This window comes from Leptospira fluminis, assembly GCF_004771275.1.
GTDB classification, from domain to species: Bacteria; Spirochaetota; Leptospiria; order Leptospirales; family Leptospiraceae; genus Leptospira_B; species Leptospira_B fluminis.
The window spans coordinates 233,198-252,219 of the sequence record NZ_RQEV01000007.1; the positions used below are offsets into that span (position 1 = coordinate 233,198).

The 19,022-nt window shown below is 47.8% G+C and carries 15 protein-coding genes; 8 read left to right on the top strand and 7 right to left on the bottom strand.

What is annotated here, in order from left to right; translation table 11 throughout:
- Window positions 1–3 precede the first annotated feature (3 nt).
- Complete coding sequence (locus tag EHO61_RS06400; RefSeq protein ID WP_135812792.1) at window positions 4–2,505, bottom strand: chemotaxis protein CheW; 2,502 nt, start codon at window positions 2,503–2,505, stop codon at window positions 4–6.
- Between the two features lie 262 nt (window positions 2,506–2,767).
- Complete coding sequence (locus tag EHO61_RS06405) at window positions 2,768–3,991, bottom strand: sensor histidine kinase (RefSeq protein WP_246032034.1); 1,224 nt, start codon at window positions 3,989–3,991, stop codon at window positions 2,768–2,770.
- 855 nt (window positions 3,992–4,846) lie between these two features.
- Between EHO61_RS06405 and EHO61_RS06410 the strand changes: the two genes are divergently transcribed.
- Complete coding sequence (locus EHO61_RS06410) at window positions 4,847–5,278, top strand: hypothetical protein (protein WP_135812794.1); 432 nt, start codon at window positions 4,847–4,849, stop codon at window positions 5,276–5,278.
- Between the two features lie 96 nt (window positions 5,279–5,374).
- On the opposite strand, the gene EHO61_RS06415 is transcribed toward EHO61_RS06410, so the two are convergent.
- The 3 genes from EHO61_RS06415 to EHO61_RS06425 are packed head-to-tail and all read right to left on the bottom strand — an operon-like array spanning window position 5,375 to window position 8,887.
- A complete protein-coding gene (locus EHO61_RS06415; protein WP_135812795.1) occupies window positions 5,375–6,844 on the bottom strand; it encodes a DUF2079 domain-containing protein in 1,470 nt (489 codons plus the stop codon).
- Window positions 6,845–6,869: 25 nt separating this feature from the next.
- Window positions 6,870–7,559, bottom strand: coding sequence for a class I SAM-dependent methyltransferase (locus tag EHO61_RS06420; protein WP_135812796.1), 690 nt, complete (start codon window positions 7,557–7,559; stop codon window positions 6,870–6,872).
- Window positions 7,556–8,887, bottom strand: a complete 1,332-nt coding sequence (locus tag EHO61_RS06425) for a hypothetical protein (protein WP_135812797.1) — start codon at window positions 8,885–8,887, stop codon at window positions 7,556–7,558. Before EHO61_RS06425 ends, EHO61_RS06420 begins: the two co-directional genes overlap by 4 nt.
- Window positions 8,888–8,999: 112 nt before the next feature.
- Between EHO61_RS06425 and EHO61_RS06430 the strand changes: the two genes are divergently transcribed.
- The 3 genes from EHO61_RS06430 (at window position 9,000) to EHO61_RS06445 (ending at window position 13,392) form a co-directional block, all read left to right on the top strand.
- Window positions 9,000–11,012, top strand: coding sequence for a protein meaA (locus EHO61_RS06430; RefSeq protein ID WP_135812798.1), 2,013 nt, complete (start codon window positions 9,000–9,002; stop codon window positions 11,010–11,012).
- A gap of 10 nt (window positions 11,013–11,022) precedes the next feature.
- Window positions 11,023–11,994, top strand: coding sequence for a P-loop NTPase family protein (locus EHO61_RS06435; RefSeq protein WP_167884822.1), 972 nt, complete (start codon window positions 11,023–11,025; stop codon window positions 11,992–11,994).
- Between the two features lie 591 nt (window positions 11,995–12,585).
- Complete coding sequence (locus EHO61_RS06445) at window positions 12,586–13,392, top strand: acyl-CoA desaturase (RefSeq protein WP_135812800.1); 807 nt, start codon at window positions 12,586–12,588, stop codon at window positions 13,390–13,392.
- Window positions 13,393–13,467: 75 nt separating this feature from the next.
- Here EHO61_RS06445 and EHO61_RS06450 read toward each other — a convergent pair whose 3' ends face one another.
- Window positions 13,468–13,941 (bottom strand): hypothetical protein, encoded by a 474-nt coding sequence (locus EHO61_RS06450; RefSeq protein WP_135812801.1) that lies wholly within the window; start codon window positions 13,939–13,941, stop codon window positions 13,468–13,470.
- A 277-nt stretch (window positions 13,942–14,218) separates the two neighbouring features.
- Between EHO61_RS06450 and EHO61_RS06455 the strand changes: the two genes are divergently transcribed.
- From EHO61_RS06455 to EHO61_RS06470, 4 genes are all read left to right on the top strand, one after another.
- The gene (locus EHO61_RS06455; RefSeq protein ID WP_135812802.1) at window positions 14,219–16,600 is read left to right on the top strand and encodes a SpoIIE family protein phosphatase; all 2,382 of its coding nucleotides are present in this window, start codon (window positions 14,219–14,221) and stop codon (window positions 16,598–16,600) included.
- 76 nt (window positions 16,601–16,676) lie between these two features.
- Window positions 16,677–17,579, top strand: a complete 903-nt coding sequence (locus EHO61_RS06460) for an NAD(+)/NADH kinase (protein WP_135812803.1) — start codon at window positions 16,677–16,679, stop codon at window positions 17,577–17,579.
- Window positions 17,572–17,916: an STAS domain-containing protein gene (locus EHO61_RS06465; protein WP_135812804.1), complete on the top strand. Its 345-nt coding sequence runs from the start codon at window positions 17,572–17,574 to the stop codon at window positions 17,914–17,916. Before EHO61_RS06460 ends, EHO61_RS06465 begins: the two co-directional genes overlap by 8 nt.
- Before the next feature lie 50 nt (window positions 17,917–17,966).
- Window positions 17,967–18,464 carry a hypothetical protein gene (locus tag EHO61_RS06470; protein ID WP_135812805.1) on the top strand — a complete coding sequence of 166 codons (498 nt, stop codon included), beginning with the start codon at window positions 17,967–17,969 and terminating at the stop codon, window positions 18,462–18,464.
- Here EHO61_RS06470 and EHO61_RS06475 read toward each other — a convergent pair.
- Entirely contained in the window at window positions 18,445–18,969 is a 525-nt protein-coding gene (locus EHO61_RS06475; protein ID WP_135812806.1) for a hypothetical protein, read from the bottom strand. The genes EHO61_RS06470 and EHO61_RS06475 overlap by 20 nt on opposite strands.
- Window positions 18,970–19,022: the final 53 nt, after the last annotated feature.

The following is a 19,022-nucleotide window of genomic DNA, read 5'->3' on the forward strand; positions in this document are numbered from 1 at the left end:
ATTTCAATCCCCCTGCTCGGTTCCGAGTAAGGTCAGGTTCTTACTGACCTTACTCAACACGATCCGACCGTCGATGACGACGATCGTCTGTCCGAACATAATCCCGCTGCCTACGATTCCGGTTTCGGAGTCCTCCGACTTCGTGAAGGCCGATATATCCTCGGCGACGTTCAGAATTTCCTCGACTAAGATCCCTTTCTTACCGTCCATAGACTGGAGGAGGATCATGGTATTCTGAGGGTGAATCCGATCCGCTTTCAGGTTGAAATAGGATTCGAGACGACAGAGCTCCACCACCTCTTCCTTATATTGAATCACTTCCCGATTCATAATCCGTTCCACTTTCTCGGAATCGATCAGTTCTATACGTTGCACTTCCTTGGAGTTCAGCCCGAACAATTGGCCTCGTACCGTAAAGAGCAGGTATTGTTCGGAAGCTTTCTCCTCTTTTTTGGCGGAGATCTTCAATTCCTCCAGAAGGTTCGCCTGTAGACCGAGGAACTTAGCGATGCCGGAAATATCCAATATCAGACCGACACTTCCATCGCCGAGTATGGCGGCTCCGGTATAAAGATTCAACCTCGACAGATCCTTGGTAAGCGGCTTGACCACGATCTCTTCGGAATTATCGATCTCGTCCACGATCAGTCCGAATCTATGTCTTTCCGTATGAACCACTACGATGTATCTGCCGGAATCCTCATCCGAATCCGCCGAGAGACGAAGAACGTTCCGAACATTCAATAAAGGAAGGAGATGGCCTCGAAGTTGATACACCTCTTTTCCTTCGATGGTCGATACTTGCTTCCTGTCCAATAAGATGAGTTCGCTGATATTCGGCTGCGGAATCGCGAAGAGCATTCCGGCGGATAACACCATTTGACAATTGATGATGGATAAGGTCTGGGGAAGAGTCGCGCTGATCACCGTTCCTTTTCCGGGGTTCGACGCGATCGAAACGGATCCACCCGCCTTTTGGAAATTCATCTTCACCACATCCATCCCTACTCCCCGTCCGGACGTGGATGATACCGTTTGCGAAGTACTAAAGCCGGGGAGAAAAACCAATTCCGCCAATTCTTCCTGGGATTTCCGTTCTACTTCCTCCGGAGTCAAGAGGCCTCTCTCGATCGCTTTCTCCTTGATTCTTCCTATATTCAATCCTCTACCGTCGTCGCTGACCTTCAGGATTACGTTCCCGCCTCTCAAGGAAGCGGAAAGATAGAGGTTTCCTTTTGCGGGTTTTCCCGCTGCTGCACGTTCCGCCGCAGATTCGATTCCATGGTCGACGGAGTTGCGGATCATGTGAGTTATCGGATCGGAGATGGTATCGATGATATTCTTGTCCAGCTCCACCTCCCCGCCTTCCAGATGGAGTTCCACTTCCTTACCCGTGATTTTTTCCAGATCCCTTACAAGACGAGGTACCTTCTTATAGAAGGAATCCAATTTTTGCAATCTGGTCCTCATGATGCTTTCTTGCGATAAGGTGATGAGCTGGCTTAGGTTCCGAACGATGGACAAAAGGGAATGGTCCTGATAAGATTCCACTTTTTGCAACAACTGATTGCGGACTACGATCGTCTCCCCGGCGAGATTGATCATGTGATCCAGTACCGGAAGAGGAATTCTGAGGTAGGAATCCGTCTGTAGACTCCCGCTGGAGCTGTCCGTTTTGAGCGGGACTTGTTCCTGCCGATCCGTCGCCGGAGCAGGCTCGACTTCGTCGGAAACTTCTCGTTTAACGATCTCCATTACGGAACTTTCCGGAATATGGACGATGCTCGAGACTTCGTTCTTCGAAAGTCCGGATAAAAGAAGGACGTAATGTCGAACCTTCCCGTTCGTATGGGCGCCGTTTCCGTTCAGAATTCCGGACAGGAGAATTTCACCGATCGGTCTGACTACTTGCAGGATTTCCCCGTTTTTTTCCGGGTCCGATTCCTGTTTTAATTCGTATTTCAAAAAAAATAAGCCTTTCCCTTCCTGCCGCGCCCTATCTAGGAATTTTTTAGGAATGCTTACTTTTTCCTTAGAGGATTCGTTTTGCGTCGGTTTTTTAACGATAGGAGTAAATCCGAATACAGGCTTGGATTCCGGCTGCTGCCGTTCCTCGCCGCCTCCTTCCAATAGGGAAACGAAGGAATTGATCCGATCGGAAAGTCCGGTTATATCATACTCCTTGTATTTGTTCAAATCAGATAACATTTTGCGGATTTCGTCTATGCAAACGAAAATCAACGCTACCTCCTCGTCGGAGGGTCGGGTTTCCGTCTTTCTCCTATGATTGAGAAGATTTTCCAGTAAGTGAGAGACCTTGGAGATGGAGGGCAGGTCGAAAATCGCCGAATTTCCCTTGATGGTATGGATCGCCCGAAATAAGGTATTTACCTGTTCCGGCCTGTATTCCTTTTCGAGTTCCAGACTTGTTTGTTCGGAAACGTCGAGCAATTCCAACGATTCCGCGACGAAATCTTTCAGCAGATTTTCATAATCCACTTCCATTGCGACCTCCCAATCAATTGCTCGTGAAACAGGACCGCCGCAAGGCGATTTCCCACTTATTATTTACTAATTTTTTTATATAATACATACAGAATACAGTCAATATAATTTAATTTTCATACTTTAATACGATTGAATCTTAAATAATTTTTTAATTTTATGAAAACTCTGCGTATTCCTCCCGCCTATAAGCCGAAATGCGGATGAGCATACGATTTCCGCAGTCGAGACGGCAAGAAAAATACGGTTTCCTGATTTTTTGTTAACAAAGTGGGAATTGAATCTCAGCCGCAACTTTGCGAGTCGGAACATCTTCCGTGTAGTCCGTCAATTCGTAGACGGAGACTTTGCAATCCGATTGCCTTGCCAGATTTTGGGCGAGATTCAAACCGATCCCGAACCCGAAATCGTGTGCATTGAATCGTTCGTCATAAACGTGATTTAGACGGAAAAAAGGTTCAAAAACCTTAAAATAGTATTCTTCCGGAATGCCGCAGATTCCGTTGTAGGCGAATTCTATATCATTCAGAATCGTAAGACAAACGTATTTATTCGTAGAATAGAACAAAATAGGGATCCTCGAACCGCTCGGGGAAAACTTCATCGCGTTTACCAGCAATTCTTTGCACGCAAATTTGAGGAAGGCAGGACTTGAAAAGACATAACTATTGAACAAGCGTTCTTCGTAGATGATTTTCTGGTTTTTGATCCGTGCGATTTCTCCCAACTCCGCCATGGAGTCCAGAATGGACGACTGGACTAGATCGAAATGAGTACGTTCCTTAGCCACGTTAAGATCGAACAGACTCCGGAATTTTTCCAGCTTTTCCGTCCAGTCTCTCAATATGTTCTTATTTTCCAGAATGGAATCCATAAGCTCGACCGGAATTTCGTAATGGCCTTCCTTTTTCTTCGCGATCGCTTCCACCATATCCAGGCGGGTAATCAACGAGCCGATACCCAACCCTTGAGAAATACTGTGGGTAAGATTATCCAGGATATTTTTCCCGATGCTGAGCTGCTCCGAATTCCTATTGTTTTCCTTCCATTGCAGCCAGGATATCTCCGAGATTAAATTCTCCTCCTGGAGAGCTTTTCTGTGAAAATCGTTCAGACTGACGTTTTTTTCCTCTATCGCTCTGCAGACGGTTCCGACGAGCAGCGAGGTTTGGTTCGATTTCTCGAAGCTCGCATAGATCCAATCCAAGCTCCGCAAACTCGGATCCATTTCGTTTAACCTGGAGTGAAGAATGAAGATACTTCCCGGCGAAATCTTTCTCAATGCCCGAAGTAATTTAATCCCTTCCAGATCCGGAAAATTCGGATCCACTACGATCGCACTCGGAAGTTCCAAAAGCGCTTTTTCCAAGGTCTCGGAAATGCTGGAAGTAACGAAAACTTCGTAGCTCCCCGGAGAAAAACGGGAGGCGAAGTTTTTTCGGAACTCCTCGTCGCTGTCCACGTATAATATCGATTTTCTGGACACCGCCGACGATATTCCTGCCGCAGAACCTTCGAATGAATCTGATCTCATATATCTTAACACGATTCTTATTACCGAAGATCTAAATCGCCCGTAGACGGTCCGATCATTAATGAATTTCTTTATACAGGAAAAAAGACGAAAAGATTTCCTTCTTCCCTACAATAGTTAGATTATAAAACATGTTACAATATAATAATTACCTAATATAGATTGTAACACGAAAGTCATCGACCGAAATCTCCGCTTTGCGTCGATTCCGTTTCAACTATTGTAATTCTACCCGGGCTTTTCGGAGGTTCGGCGCAGACTGTCCTCGGAATTGGGACAAATTTGTCATTTTTATAGCAAAATAAACGATAACCCATGCGCTTTTCCTTCCGGAAAACTTTCGACCGTAGCCTAATCTTGAAAAATCTGGCATGAGAAAGCCTTCGAAAACGATCCGGTCTTTTTCGGAAGATATTCCTCAAGCGAGGGGTTTCCGAAAAATCGAGGCTGGAGAGGAAAAAAACACAAACAAATCGAATGTCCGATCAGTAACGACATTTTTACCTCCTACCGCTTGTTCTCAGAGAGCAAGGGAAGCTTTCTTAAACAGATACAAAGAGAATTATTTTTTAAAAAGTAAACAAAGGAGAAAAAGGTTCGTAGAACAGCGGTAAAACGACCGAGTTCGCATAGATGCCGGGTTTATGCAAGCAATCCCGACGCTTATTCTGAATGATTTTTTCCTCTTTTTTACTTCACAGTTAGGGATGACGCTTAGAGACTACTATTTCGCATTTGGTTTCGCGAGTTCCAAAGGTATGCTAACAACATCCAACTGTCAATATTAATTTTGTTGGCACCCTCAAGATGACTGCTAAAAAATCGGAGACTCTATTCGGTAACAAGGTAAAGGCGATCTTAGATCGTTCCGGAGAAGTGAGAACGGAATCGGCTCGGAAATTACGTCTCGGAATCAACGGCTTGAAGAGCATTGTCCAAGGAAATGTAAAGGAATCTTCGTATACTGTGCTGTTACTTCTCGCCGAACAGTACGAAGCCGATCTTTTTTATCTGATCGACGACACAATTCCGGTCCTACCGGTACTCTACTCCTCTCCTCAGAACCGACAAGCCTATGAAATGAATTCTGATCTTGAGAATGAGAAAAGACTCCTGGCCGAGCTAAAAGGAAAAAAAGGTTTTTCGGAAGCGATGGAAGGGTTTCTGTCTCTAAATCCAAATACGCAAAGAGCCTTGATCGGTCTCATCAAGGCGATCTCAGAGTCGAATCAAAAATAAACTTCCCCACTTCCCCGTCAAACCTTTGTAAGGCGTAATTTCCGGTTCGATCAAAGAGCAAACGGACGCGTTTCGTTCGTTTGTGATCAAATCATTCTAGTTCCTCGGACGTATCGGCCGGATTCTTTTCCAGGCTTGTATACCTGGAGGCGTGTCCGAAAGCCTTTCGTACGTTTCATTTCGATCGAAATAACGGCTCATCTCCTCCAGACTTTGCGGTGGCATGAGAGGTTCTTCCCCAAACGAATCCAGTACCACCAAATCGGGATCCCAAATCCCGTCGCGGACTCCGATCCAGTCTTTGTACGGAATTTTCAGTTCTTGCCCTCGGAAAAGATAGGTCGCAATTTTGAAGGAAGCGAACATGTTCTTCTTTTCTGAAGACCGAAATTCTCGTAGCTTTTTTAGGATCGCCGAATTTCGGTCCATCCGATCCGCCGCAGACAAGACCGTCGGCAAATTCGGACTTCTGGAAAGACTAGAATTCGGAAAGATCGTGCATAATACCGAGACGAAGACCAAGGCCACGAATGGAATCACCGGAAAAAATCTCGGAAAGGAAAAACGATCCGATATTTTGCGGCAAGTGCGATACGCGAAGGGAAGACTCAAGAATAAAAGTAGAGTAGGACCGAAGCCGTAAAAGTAGGCAAGTCCGGCCCGATCGGGAGAAGCTGCGCTCAGCCATAAAAAGCCGATCGCAAAACCCGGTAAAGATCTCCAGGTCAGGAACGGAAGAGCGAGAACGCTAAACCAAAGGAATTTTCCGGGTCCCGTAAAGATTTTCACAAAAACGGTTTGCGGGTGTATGAAGGTCCTTTTTAAAAATTCGATCGGTTCCGATCCCCAATGTTCCCGAAATAAGGGCAACAAGGGAGGATCTATTTTAGGAAGTAAGAATAGGACTGCCCCGAATAGATAAGCCAGCGCTAAAACCGCGTATAAGACCAAATCCTTCCGCCCTACCCTCCCGATCCCGACTAATAGAAAAAGCACGGAAATCGCATACATCCATCCGTCCTCCTTCAAAAGGAGCAATCCGAGGAAAGACAACAGAGCGGGGATTTTCCTCCTGTCCAGCAGCGACAGAGCGAACAGAGCCGTAAGGGGAAGCAAAATAATTTCGTAATGTAAATACAAAAGCGTAGCGGTTACGTAGGGGTTCGAAAGGAAGGAGAACGTAAGCAGAAGGGAAACGCTTTCTTTCCCGCAAATTCTTTCGAAAAACAAATCCAGAAGCGTGGCTCCGCAAGCGAAACCCAGACATCCTAGAAAAAGCAACCATTCAATGTAAGGCAGCGGAGTAACGAACGGAGAAATCGCGAATAAGATCGGAGAAGCATGGACGGAGAGGAAATTCGCCCCCCAATCGTAGGACCACAGACACCCCATCGCAGTAGAACAGGAAGACAATACTTGCAGTTGCATTCCCGCGTCATGCCACCCTAACCCTAGGGTTGCATACTGTAAAAAAGACAGAGCGCCGGAATACAAGAGACTCACGGAAAAAACGACGACCCGTCTTTTTTCGAAGCTGCGCTTTTGCTCGGCCGGTCGCGTTCTCACGAGTCGCTATCGATCCTCGAGTTCTTTACGGATCCGTAAAGAACTCGTCGCTGAATTGGGAATTTTCCACGATCCTGCTCTCCAGCAAATTGAACGCCACCCGTCGGAAATACGGCCGAACGAGCTTCTCGTAAGTACTCTTGCTGCGGGCGTGAGCGTAAGGATCCGTGAAATAGATCTCTTTCTTCATCCTTTCGTAGTCGTTCTTGGTCGGAACCGTAAAATAAAGATACCGCACGATCGAATGCAGCTTTCGGAAAATTCCCTTTAATTCGCGCTTATCTATATATTGGACAACGGAGTTGCAGATCCCCAGATCGAAAGGGGCGCCGACGAAATATTTCGGATCCAGATCCTGGATCGTGCTATGAAGAAAGGAAAGGTTATATCCCCGGATCCACTTTTGCCCCGCGATCGAGTCTATCATTTCCTCCGAAGGGTCGATCGCAAAAATTCTTCCGGGATCGAAAGCCTTTACGGTCTCTTTGAGTAGGATCGCCTTGCCGAACCCGAAGTCCGCAAGACTATGCACCGGTATCTGCATTAAGTCCATCAGGGACTTAATGTACTTCGCATGTTCTCTAGCATTAAACGACGCATCTACGTCGACACCGGTGCCGTATATCTCCTTCCAATACGAGGTTTCGAACGGTTGACCGTTCGCTCCGTACGCTAGATAATCGCTCTCCGGTTTTTTCCTTTTACCGGAAATCATACCCGGGAGCTCTTGGAAGGCGCGAGTACCTCGAGTAGCAAAAGACGGATCCTGTCGTAGCCCGAGTCCTTTTCCAATCCTTTTCTCGCCACCGAGGATTTCGGCTTTAAGGTTTTCAGGCTGCCGTCGGATTGAATCCTTTTCCAGAGTATTCCGTTGATCAGAATCCTTTCTCCGGACAGGAAGAGATATTGAGCCGATTTAGCTCGGACCTCCCTTTGCAGAAGCTTTTTGTCCACGGGCCAGATTTCGGAAATTAGAATATAATCGCGTTCGCCAAAGTTGTCCTTTTCCCGAAAGAATAGTTGCTGCTTCGTATGAAAATACAGATACTCGGCGGTAGGTCTGTCCGCAAAGATCCTCTCCTTGGGATCGATCACCGCTCTTCCACGCAGAGATACGATATCTTTGGATAGGGAATTCAATTTAACCGTGTCCATTCCGCGGATCGGCCTCACGGTAAAATATCCGGACACGACAAGTAGAACGAAGACCGCGATGGAAGCCGCCACCGAGTTGAGCTCCTTTTCGGAGCGTAGCAGGAAGGTTCCCGCCGCTAACAGAATTACGAAGGATCCGAATCCTAGAAGATATTCCCAGGCCCTTTTTCCCATATAAGAGAAGGACTCTTCCCCGTAAAACCCCAGACTTCCAAACAGAAACACGGCTAAAACGAAAACGGAAAGATAACCGTACAGGAATAATTTCGGGAGATTCCTACGTTTAAAAAACACCGATTGGTTCTTCTTCTTTTCTCGTAAGCCTACGGTACCGGCCTTGATCACGAATAGGGTGAAACCGATCAGAAAAAAGGTAAAATGGGAAAACAAACCCAGTAAAGTACAGGAAACCAAAACGAGCAGGTCCAGGATCGTTTCCATCCGGAACGAGAGGAAGAGTAATAATACGAAGATCAAGCTGACCGACTCGGAAAGATGGTGCAAGGGAACGTTGTACGAAAGCGGATTGATCGCCGCCAAATAGCAGAGCAGATATTGGTTCGGTTTCCAAGTCCCTCTTTCCATCAAGTATGCGCAGAGGTGTACTGCGAGGCTTAGAAAAAAGGCTCCGAAGGAAAGATAAGCGGGAACGTAATTCAATCCGGCAAGGGATTTCCAGAAGGAGAGCAATAAAAAAGCCAACGGCTCCTGAGGACTGAAGAATTTTCCCTCTTCCTGAATGGAACGGAGTTCCGCCAGAACCCTGTACGATTCGGCATTTTCCGGTTCCCCATGCCAGGATTGGAGAATCGTCAATACGCTTGTAAGAAAAAGAACGGAGACCAAAATAAGGAAAGGGTTTGCTTTTTTGTTTCGTTCTAAGTCCATGTTCTCGGTATTTTGCACTTCCGGATTTCGGAGCAACGTTAAAAATTTAGGTGAAATTATACCAACACATTTTGAACTAAACTAAGAGGCATATTCCCGGGGGACCTACGAGATGGAAAAAAAAGATCACATCCTTTACGATAAAAGCGGGAACCCTAGTAAGGAACCCGCTTGGATTTTCCGCACCTACGCGGGGCATACGAACGCGAAAGAATCCAACGAATTATTCCGAAAGAACCTCGCCAAAGGCCAGACCGGTCTCTCCATCGCCTTTGACCTTCCTACCCAATGCGGCTACAGCTCCGACCATTCCATCGCGAGGCCGGAAATCGGGAAAGTAGGGGTTCCTATCAACACTCTGGAGGACTTCCGTATCCTCTTCGATCAAATCCCCATCGAAGAGATGAACACCTCCATGACGATCAACGGGACTTCCATGTGGCTCCTTTCACTTTATGTGGCCCTGGCGGAAGAAAGAGGTGAGGACGTTTCCAAGCTACAGGGAACGACACAAAACGACATAATCAAAGAATATCTGGCTCGGGGAACCTATATTTTTCCTCCCGAGCATTCCATACGAGTCATCGTGGATATGTACGAGTACTGTCTCAAAAAGATTCCGAAATGGAACCCTTCCAATATCTGCTCCTATCACCTACAGGAAGCGGGCGCCACTCCGGTGCAAGAGCTCGCCTTTGCCTTAGCCACCGCCATGGCCATCCTGGACGCGATCAAAGAAAGAAATTGTTTTACCCACGAAGAATTCGAGCAGTGCGTAGGTAGGATCTCCTTTTTCGTGAACGCTGGAATCCGTTTCATCGAAGAGATGTGCAAAATGCGTTCTTTCACGGAAATGTGGGACGATATTACCGCCAAACAATACGAGGTGAAGAGCGAGAAATTCCGCCGTTTCCGGTACGGAGTGCAGGTCAACTCCCTGGGATTGACGGAGGAACAACCCGAAAATAACGCCTGGAGGATCCTGATCGAGGCCCTGGGAGTCACGTTAAGCAAGGATGCACGCTGTCGCGCCTTGCAGCTTCCCGCATGGAACGAGGCTCTCTCCCTTCCCCGCCCTTGGGACCAACAGTGGTCTTTGCGCCTACAGCAGGTTCTAGCTTACGAAACCGACCTGCTGGAATATCCCGACCTGTTCGAAGGTTCCAAGGTAATAGAGAGCAAAGTCAAAGAGCTCATAGAAAACGCGAACAAAGAAATCCAAAAAATCAAGGAGATGGGTGGAGCGATCCGTGCCATCGACAACGGTTATATGAAGTCCCAATTGGTCAAATCCCAGGCGGAAAGATTGGCCAAGATCAACAATAACGAACTCGTGATCGTAGGGAAGAACAAGTGGAAGGAAGGAATCCCCTCCCCTCTCACGAACGATCCCGACGGAGGAATCTTCAAGGTGGATCCCAAATCCGCGGAACAAACCCTGAAGGTTCTAGCGGAAGTGAAAGCGAAGCGGGACCCGAAACGGGCAGCGGAATCCTTGGCAAGGCTGGAAGAAGACGCAAAGAACGGCAAGAACCTGATGTATGCGTCCATCGAATGCGCCAAGGCCCTCGTTTCCACGGGAGAATGGGCCGACGTTCTCCGAAAAGTGTTCGGAGAATACAGACCTGCCACCGGAGTGGAAGGTCAAAAACTGAATTTGGAAACGGAGAAGGTCGCAATCGTCCGTTCCAAGGTGGAGAAATTTCTGAAGGATACGGGGGCTCGCCCGAAAATCGTGGTCGGAAAACCCGGATTGGACGGACACTCGAATGGAGCGGAGATGATCGCAGTCTCCGCCAAACACGCCGGATTCGACGTCATTTATTCCGGAATCCGTCTGACTCCCGAAGATATCGTCCAGTCGGCGGTGGAAGAAAACGCGAACGTCATCGGAGTATCCATTCTTTCCGGTTCCCATATCGAACTCGCGGAACAGATCTTCCAGGAATTAAAGCACTACAAGGCCGAGATTCCGGTCGTATTCGGAGGAATCATCCCCGCCTCCGATTTCGACACACTGAAAAAAATCGGAGTAAAAGCCATCTTCACTCCCAAAGATTACGATCTGATGGACGTTATGGAAAAGATCATCGATATTCTTTCCAAGGCTCCGGTCGCCGCCTGAATCCATGGCGGTGAAGTTTAGCCCGGAAGAACTCAAAGAACTCATCCGCAACGCAGCCGACGGGGAAAAATTCCCTTTGGCAAAACTGATCACGGAACTGGAAAAACCGAATTCATTCGAATTTCGTAAATTATTATTTGATGAATTAGAAAAATCCGGATTCTCCGGAAATTCCTCCCTCACGGTAGGACTGACAGGTACTCCGGGAGCGGGGAAATCGTCCTTACTCGGGGAATTTTCCTCCGAATTCCTGAAACGATTTCCGGAAAGAAAGATGGCGGTGGTTGCCGTCGATCCTTCGAGTCATATCAGCGGAGGTTCCTTTTTGGGGGACAGGACCAGACTTTCCTTGCCTACACGGGAAAAAAGGATCTATTTCCGTTCCCAACCTAGCCAACTGGAGCTCGGCGGAGTCAATCCCTACACGTATCATGTGATCCGTCTGTTACGTTGCTTTTTCGATTTCGTCTTCGTGGAGACCGTAGGGATAGGACAAAACGAGATCGAAGTGTCCAAACTGGCCGATCTTTCCTTTTTGGTGATGGTTCCGTTGGGAGGGGACCAGATCCAATTCATGAAGAGCGGAATCATGGAAGTCCCGGATGCGTTTATTCTGAACAAATGCGACGAAGAAGCCTTGGCAAAGGCGAGCTATCATACTTTGACTCATACTCTGGAATTTTTGAGGGATCTCTCCCCCGGAGGTTCCGTTCCGCCTGTATTTATGACAAGCGTCAAAACCAAGAGAGGAATCCCGGATCTTCTGGAATACATCGTCTCGGAAAAGCCCGGCGATAAGCGAGAAGAGGAAACCCTTTTGCAGATCCGGAAATGGGTCAAAAACGAGTACGGAAATTTCGGACTAAGGATCCTATCCGAAATTCACTTTCCGAAAAACGCCGACTACGAAACCTACGAAGCATTGGCCGAAACGGAAATCGGAAAAAGATTCAAAGACGGATCCGCGACCCGTTCGGAATAAGCGAAAAGGGTTTTCGTTCCCGTTATTCCGTCCCTAGCCGATCAAAATCGGAACAATCTATACAGCAATCCTCTTAAAAAACTCCATAGGGTGCCGATTAGCATCTGCTTTCCGACTTCGGCATAGATCTGCCCTTGCGAAGGAACGGCCCGGTTGCGGTTGCCCCGGGGTTTCCGGCTTGGGGAGACTGGGCCATCGCATCCCTGTACTGTTTTTGCTGTTCCGGTGTGAGTGCCTTCCAGGACTCCGGTGGAAAACCCGGAGGAATTTGTTCGTTTTGCGGATCCATGGGCCAAGAACCTATTCTTTCTTTCCCCTTTAGTCAACATTTTATTAACGGGAAGGGGGAAATCCAAATCGAATAACCCGTTTGCCTTATCCAAGGACCCTGAATTTCGGGCAAAAAACTTCCGGATTTTCGGAAAATCCGGGGATTTCCGGTCGTCGGAATATAGAGGGGACCCCGTTATTCCCGGTACCAACCCCCGAAAAAAGCGGAAAAAAATCCGGAGAGCCGGTTTTTTTGCAACAAAACCGGGGTTTCCAACTCGGATTAAGAAAAAGGTATGAAACCGAATCGAGGAGCCCTTCATGGCGATCATTCTTAGCTTTTTCTTAGGACATTGGTTTTTGGCGGCCTTTGCACAATCTTTTTACCTGCACAGATATTCCGCCCACCAAATGTTCAAACTGAACCGTTTCTGGGAAAAGTTCTTTTATTTCTTCACTTTCTTTGTCCAAGGATCTTCCTATTTAAATCCCCGGGCTTACGCTATCCTTCATCGCCAACACCACGCTTACAGCGATACGATCAAAGACCCCCACTCCCCCGTCGCATCCAAGGGATTTTTGGATATGATGTGGACCACTGCCGTCGTTTACGAAGATATCCTGAATCGTAAGACCGAGGTGGAAAAAGATTTTAGGGGAAATTATCCCGAAATGCCTTTCTTTGACAGATTCGCCGATTCCTGGTTCGTCCGTCTCTTCTTCGGAACCGGGTACACTCTCTTTTACATGGCCTTCGTTCCAGGAGACGCACTTTGGCTGTATGCACTTCTGCCCTTTCATTACCTAATGGGACCGGTCCATGGAGCTATCGTGAACTGGTGCGGACACATGTACGGGTATCGCAACCATCCCAAGAATCCGGACAATTCCAAAAACACCCTGCCTGTGGATTTCCTGATTTTGGGCGAACTGTACCAGAACAACCACCATGCTCATCCGAATTCCCCGAACTTCGCGTTCCGTTGGTTCGAAATCGACCTGACCTACCAAGTGATGAAGGTTCTACATTTTCTGAGGATCATCCAAATCCAAAGGGCCGTCTGGACGGAAAAAGGAAGAAAGGAACTTCCCGGTACCCCTCGCTCTCCTCTGGCAGACGTAGCCTAGGTTTCTTTTTTTTCTCGGTCGCAGCGGAATCCGAACAAAAGGAGAAGCTGCGATCGATCTAGAAGCGGATCGACCCTATTCGCGGAGCCGATCCAAGTCCCCTCTCATCTCCCTTTCGTATTCCTCCATCATCTTTCCGTAAAATCCTTCCGGAAGCCGGACTTTACCGTTGAGAAGGAGTTCGAAAAGAGCGACGACCAAGGATTCCTTTTCGTATCCGGTAAAGATCCATTCCAGGAGCTCCAGCGCAAGGTCGAGACGTCCTTCTTCCCGGATTTCCTTCCGAAAGGTTTCCAGGATTTCCGTGTTCTTCTCTTGCTCCAAAAGTACCCGTAATATACTGGGCATACTCTGGAGCAATACCTGCTTTTTGGAGTTGGGAGTGAACCGAAACTCTTCCTCTTGTTTTAAATGGGATAAAATCGCGGAATTCGCTTCCTGTTTTGAAATCCCGGACCGTTCCAGGGCCCGAGCGAATACCTCTCCCAAAACGGAATCCTCCAAGGGATGAAAAGGAAAACCGGACTTTTGAGGACCTTCAGACTGCATGATTTCTCCCGACCGAATTTTGTTCCGATCCGTAGGAAAGGAACGATTGGAATTCGGAATTTCCCTTGATTTCTGTCAAGAATCTAGACCTTCGCCTAATGCAAGAATACGGTCCGATCTCGGTTTTGTAACCGTTTTTTCACGATTCCTTAGTACCATTGGGATCCTAGAATCGTAGATTTAAGGCTCTTTCTACCATGAAAGTTTCCCAGGCCAAAATTTTAAGCGTGCTTCGACCCGATTTTCAGAATCCAATCCAACTCTCCTGACGGTTTTTATGAGTTTCAGACAAAAAATCTTCCTCATTCTCGGAGCCAGCCAACTTTTGCTGGTTCTCATCCTGGCCATTACCTTTATCCAAATGATCGATCGGGTAAAGAACGAACCTCAAAACAAAAGGGCCTTGGACAGATCCTCGGAATTCCAAAAGGAACTGAGGCACAGAGAGGAAGTCATTCTTCTCCTTTTGAAAGAAATCGATAGAAATCAAAAAACCCGTTCCTTGTTGGAAAACGGGATGAGAAACAACCGTCCTCTTCTTTTGGCGAACATGGACTATGTAAAGGGGATCATGTCCCAATACGGACTTTCCATCTTCGAGCTGCACGACTCGAAAGGGATCGTCTTTTTCAGATTCCACCGTCCCGCGGATTTCGGGGACGACAAGTCCTCTCAGAAAATCGTGCAGGAGGCCCTGCAAGGTAAGAACGCTTCCACTTTGGAGATGGGTCATAGCGGCCTAGGACTCAGGGTAACGGCGCCTCTTCACAACGGAGGCTTGGTAATGGTCGGTCAGGTAGTGGATTCCAAATTCCTGCAAGGGATCGTAGGTTCTCCGGACGTTCACATGGCGGTATTCGATAAGGGCAAATTCGTCTCCTCTTCCGACGAAACCATCTCCAAATTTCTGGAAGGAAAGAAGTTGGACTCTCTCAAAGTGGGATCGAGACTCCAACACGCAGGGAAATATTTCTATCTTACCAAGATTTCGTACGAAAACCAGGGTCTCAGCAAATTGGATCTGAAATTCGTACTCATGATAGACGAGACGGAATTACACGAGTCGACACGTAATCTTTGGATCTATTGCGGAATCATCGCCTTATTGGTATTTGGCGGTATTCTAGTCGCTTCCTATCTCTTCTCCAGAGATATCATTCACGCGGTCAAGGCGTTGAATTTCGCGATGAAAAACCCGGCCGAGGACGAATCCAAGATCGTCGACCTGGAACGCTCCGACGAGTTGGGAGAAATGGGAGAAGTCTTCGTAAACATGAAGAAGGATCTTCTGGACCACCAACTTTTCCTGGAAAAGAAAGTGGAGGAAAAAACCCACGAACTGCAGGAGACTCTGACGGAGGTGCAAGCCCTGAAAGAGAAACAGGACGGGGATTATTATCTGACTTCCCTCCTTCTCCGACCTTTAGCGAATCTGAAATACGACGGACCCTCCACCAAGATCCACGCGGTACTCAAGCAGAAGAAGACTTTCACGTTCCGGAAGCGGGAAGCGGATATAGGCGGGGACTTGGTTTCCATCAGCGAAATCAATCTTTACGGAATCAAATATCTGGTGTTTATGAACTCGGACGCGATGGGGAAATCCATTCAGGGCGCCGGTGGAGCGCTTGTGATGGGGACCGTATTCAAGGCGATTCTTACTCGGACCCAACTCTCCCGAAGGAACCAACGCAAAACTCCGGAGAAATGGCTCAAGGATTGTTATACGGAGTTACAGAACGTATTCGAAACCTTCGACGGCACCATGCTCGTCTCTGCCCTGATCTGTCTTTTGGACGAGGAAACGGGGGCCCTTTATTCTTTGAACGCGGAGCACCCGAATATGGTCCTGTATCGGGACGCGAAGGCAACCTTCCTGGATCCTGAGATGGCGCTCCGAAAATTGGGCTTTTCCGAAAATACCACCGAGCCGTTGGTGCGGGTGTACAAACTGGAAAAAGGAGACGTGCTATTTCTCGGTTCCGACGGAAAGGACGATATCATTCTTTCGGATCCTTCCAAAAAAGAATCGGCGATGAACGAGGACGAATATCTATTTCTTCGCTTCGTAGAACTTTCCAAAGGAAACCTGGAGGACCTCGAGAGACTCATCTCCGCGGCGGGAGAAATTTCGGACGATTTGAGTCTGATGCGTATCGGTTATAAGGAATCCTCCGTACCTGTAGCCGCCAAAAATCTTCCGGAAGAATACAATCGCCTGTTGCAGGAAGGAATCCGGGAATACAAAAAAGGAAACTTCGAAACCACCAAGTCCTTGTTCCAAAAAGCCATAGCCCTCGACGATACGGACCCTGCTTTGCATAAACAGTTGGCCCGGATCTGTATCAACTCCAAGGAATACGAAGATGGAGTGAAACACTGCGAGAATTATCTGGCAAGAGTGCCGTTCGACAACGAGTACATTTTTTACACTTCCTACGCACTCAGAAAAACGAAGGACTATTGGAGGTCCCTGGAGTTCGCAGAGAAGTTACGTTCCCGGGAGCCGGAAAACATCCGAAACCTAAAACATCTAGTCGCGCTTTACCGATTAACCGGTAGCCGCACTCAGTTCCGAAACACGATCTCCTATTTAAAGGCGATTCTGGCGCGTAGAAATTCGGAGAGAACGGATAGCGGAGAACCGGTGCTGGCCTAAAAGTCTTTCTGATATTTCTTTCTCGGCTCTTTTTTTCGTATCCGTCCGGCGGAAACAGGTTTCTTATTGGTAATCCATGCCGTCGGAAAAGCTACAGAACCTGCAATCCGTTCTGGTGGTCGTAAAACGTACCAAGTACGAATTGGATGTGGAGACGTACGGCTCCGTTGAGGAATACGAACGAATAGCGGCACTGCAAAACAATTCCTTCCGTCGGGTTTACGAATCCCACCTTCGACAATTGGAAAGTAGGAAACGAATCCAGGAAATTTTTCCGAACGCAGTCCTCATTTTTCGGGAGGGGTTGGAGGAAGTGGACATCGCCTCCTTCGATTTGATCATCGCCCTGGGAGGGGACAATCATTTCACATATGTGGCACACCACGCAGTCGAGAATCTGGTACTCGGTTGCAATTCCGACCCTGCGACTTCCGTAGGCGCCCTGCTCTCCTTTCACGTCGAAGATATAGAGACTTCCTTAAAGAACGGCTGGACGGACGCCAAAATCGAAAAATGGCCTCTGATCAACGTCAGAATCGAATACCCGGACGGCAGAACGGTAAAAACCTTCCAGGGAGTCAGCGAGATTTCCATCCGGAACAATAGTCCGGATCTAACGAGTCGCTTTCTGATTTCCCATCAGGGGAAAGCGGAAGAGCAGAAATGCTCCGGCTTACTCGTATATACCGGAGCCGGCTCGACAGGCTGGGTTATGTCTTGCGAAAACAGAGACGTAAGTTTTGACAAGCAGAAGCCCTATTTCAAAGTGTACTGTAGGGAACTTCGTAAGAAAGAAAACGTAAAATATAAATTGGATCATTTTACTGTAAAAGAATCGTTTCGTCTAATATCCGAAATGTGGGGTGGAATTTCGATCGATTCCTTAGCGGAAAGAATCTACGATTTTCCTCCCGGAGCTAGGGCCGATTTTTCCGTTTCCCCCAAACGATTGCAAGTGGTAGTAAAAAACAATGGATAGTTTAACCGTCCTAGAGCAGGAAGCAGGGAGCAATATCATAGTCTATCTGGTATCCGGAAGACTGGACGAATCCACTTTCCCGATTTTTAAAGAGCAGGTCTTGGACGTCTCCCACGCGAACAGCACCGTGTTGAACCTTTCCGATCTGAAATATATCTCTAGTTCCGGCATTCGTGCCATCTTCGAACTAAAGAACCGCCTTACTCAAGAGGGGAAACGTCTGGTCCTCACGGAGGCGGGAGAAAAAGTGATTCAAATCTTCAACCTGCTCGGGCTGTGGAAACCGTTCTCCCATTTTGAAAAGGAGGAAGATGCGATCGCGGCCTGTCTGAAGTAATTTCCGGCCCCCACCCTTCACGATACCACGAAGCCAACCTATTGAATCGAATGGACCGAACCCCACGCACTCCCTTTTATAAAATCCTCTTCGCCCTAGGTTGGGGATCCTTGGCGTTTTTTCTGCCTCTCTTCGGAGTGGCGTACTGGGAAAATCGGAACTTACAATCCGTGTACGACGGCCTTTCCTCCTCAGGCCCGAAAGAGTTCGGGGTGTTGATGGAGAACTCTCGACTGGAGAAATTCGGACGTCCCGTGCACCTCTACACGTATCTAGTACCCGACGAAACGGGCAAGAAACACGAGGTTACCGAGGAAGTTGACGACCTTACCCAAAGAAGAATGAGAGTCGGAGATACGATCCTTGTGAGACGCCAGACTTGGGTAAGTCTGGGCAAGAATAGGATCCTTTCTAGAATCGTCGGAAATCGGGCCCCTGCTCCGAGCTTTCATTTTCTGGAAGGTCTTTTTGCGGCGGGAATCGTCTATTCCTTGTTCTTGGTCGGAATGGGAGCGTATTATCGCGCCTTCAAGGCGAAGGCAGAGTAGTGTTGAAGATACTTTCCTTCTGAAAGACCAACTGGACTTGAAACGGTTCCTGGATGTACCTAGCGGGATTCACTTCATAGGAAACAAAACAATAGTATTTCTCATAGACCACTATGTACATGTATTCCTTGAATTTCAGATATTTCATCTGGGATCGGATTCCTCTCATCCAGATGGAGTCTTCGAAGACTCTTTCATACTTCACGGAGGCGGAAGTCACTTTCTTCAGTTCTTCCGGAGTCATCTTATCCGGATCCCTCTTACGCATCTCCAATTTTAAATGGCGGATGAGATTGTATTCCAGCTTGGCCTTTTCTACGATGTCCGGATTCGGAAGGGTCTTAAAATAGTACTCGTAGTATTCACGGTCCAGGGACTTTCCGTCGCGATGGCTCTCCCCTTCTTCCTGCAAGGGTTTGGGATCGGATCCCGCCGTCTGTGCGAAGCCGGGAACGATCCCTAAAATCAGAATGGAAAAGCAGATCAATTGGAGTGGAATCCGCATACCGGTACCATTAAAAGAGATATCGGCAGGGTTCGGGTTTTCCCCCCTTTTTT

Excerpts from the sequence above, each read along its gene's own strand:
- EHO61_RS06470 (WP_135812805.1), top strand. The coding sequence starts at position 17,967 with ATGGACCGAACCCCACGCACTCCCTTTTATAAAATCCTCTTCGCCCTA.
- EHO61_RS06420 (WP_135812796.1), bottom strand. The coding sequence starts at position 7,559 with ATGATTTCCGGTAAAAGGAAAAAACCGGAGAGCGATTATCTAGCGTAC.
- EHO61_RS06425 (WP_135812797.1), bottom strand. The coding sequence starts at position 8,887 with ATGGACTTAGAACGAAACAAAAAAGCAAACCCTTTCCTTATTTTGGTC.
- EHO61_RS06445 (WP_135812800.1), top strand. The coding sequence starts at position 12,586 with ATGGCGATCATTCTTAGCTTTTTCTTAGGACATTGGTTTTTGGCGGCC.
- EHO61_RS06455 (WP_135812802.1), top strand. The coding sequence starts at position 14,219 with ATGAGTTTCAGACAAAAAATCTTCCTCATTCTCGGAGCCAGCCAACTT.
- EHO61_RS06465 (WP_135812804.1), top strand. The coding sequence starts at position 17,572 with ATGGATAGTTTAACCGTCCTAGAGCAGGAAGCAGGGAGCAATATCATA.
- EHO61_RS06450 (WP_135812801.1), bottom strand. The coding sequence starts at position 13,941 with ATGCAGTCTGAAGGTCCTCAAAAGTCCGGTTTTCCTTTTCATCCCTTG.
- EHO61_RS06430 (WP_135812798.1), top strand. The coding sequence starts at position 9,000 with ATGGAAAAAAAAGATCACATCCTTTACGATAAAAGCGGGAACCCTAGT.
- EHO61_RS06410 (WP_135812794.1), top strand. The coding sequence starts at position 4,847 with ATGACTGCTAAAAAATCGGAGACTCTATTCGGTAACAAGGTAAAGGCG.
- EHO61_RS06400 (WP_135812792.1), bottom strand. The coding sequence starts at position 2,505 with ATGGAAGTGGATTATGAAAATCTGCTGAAAGATTTCGTCGCGGAATCG.
- EHO61_RS06460 (WP_135812803.1), top strand. The coding sequence starts at position 16,677 with ATGCCGTCGGAAAAGCTACAGAACCTGCAATCCGTTCTGGTGGTCGTA.
- EHO61_RS06475 (WP_135812806.1), bottom strand. The coding sequence starts at position 18,969 with ATGCGGATTCCACTCCAATTGATCTGCTTTTCCATTCTGATTTTAGGG.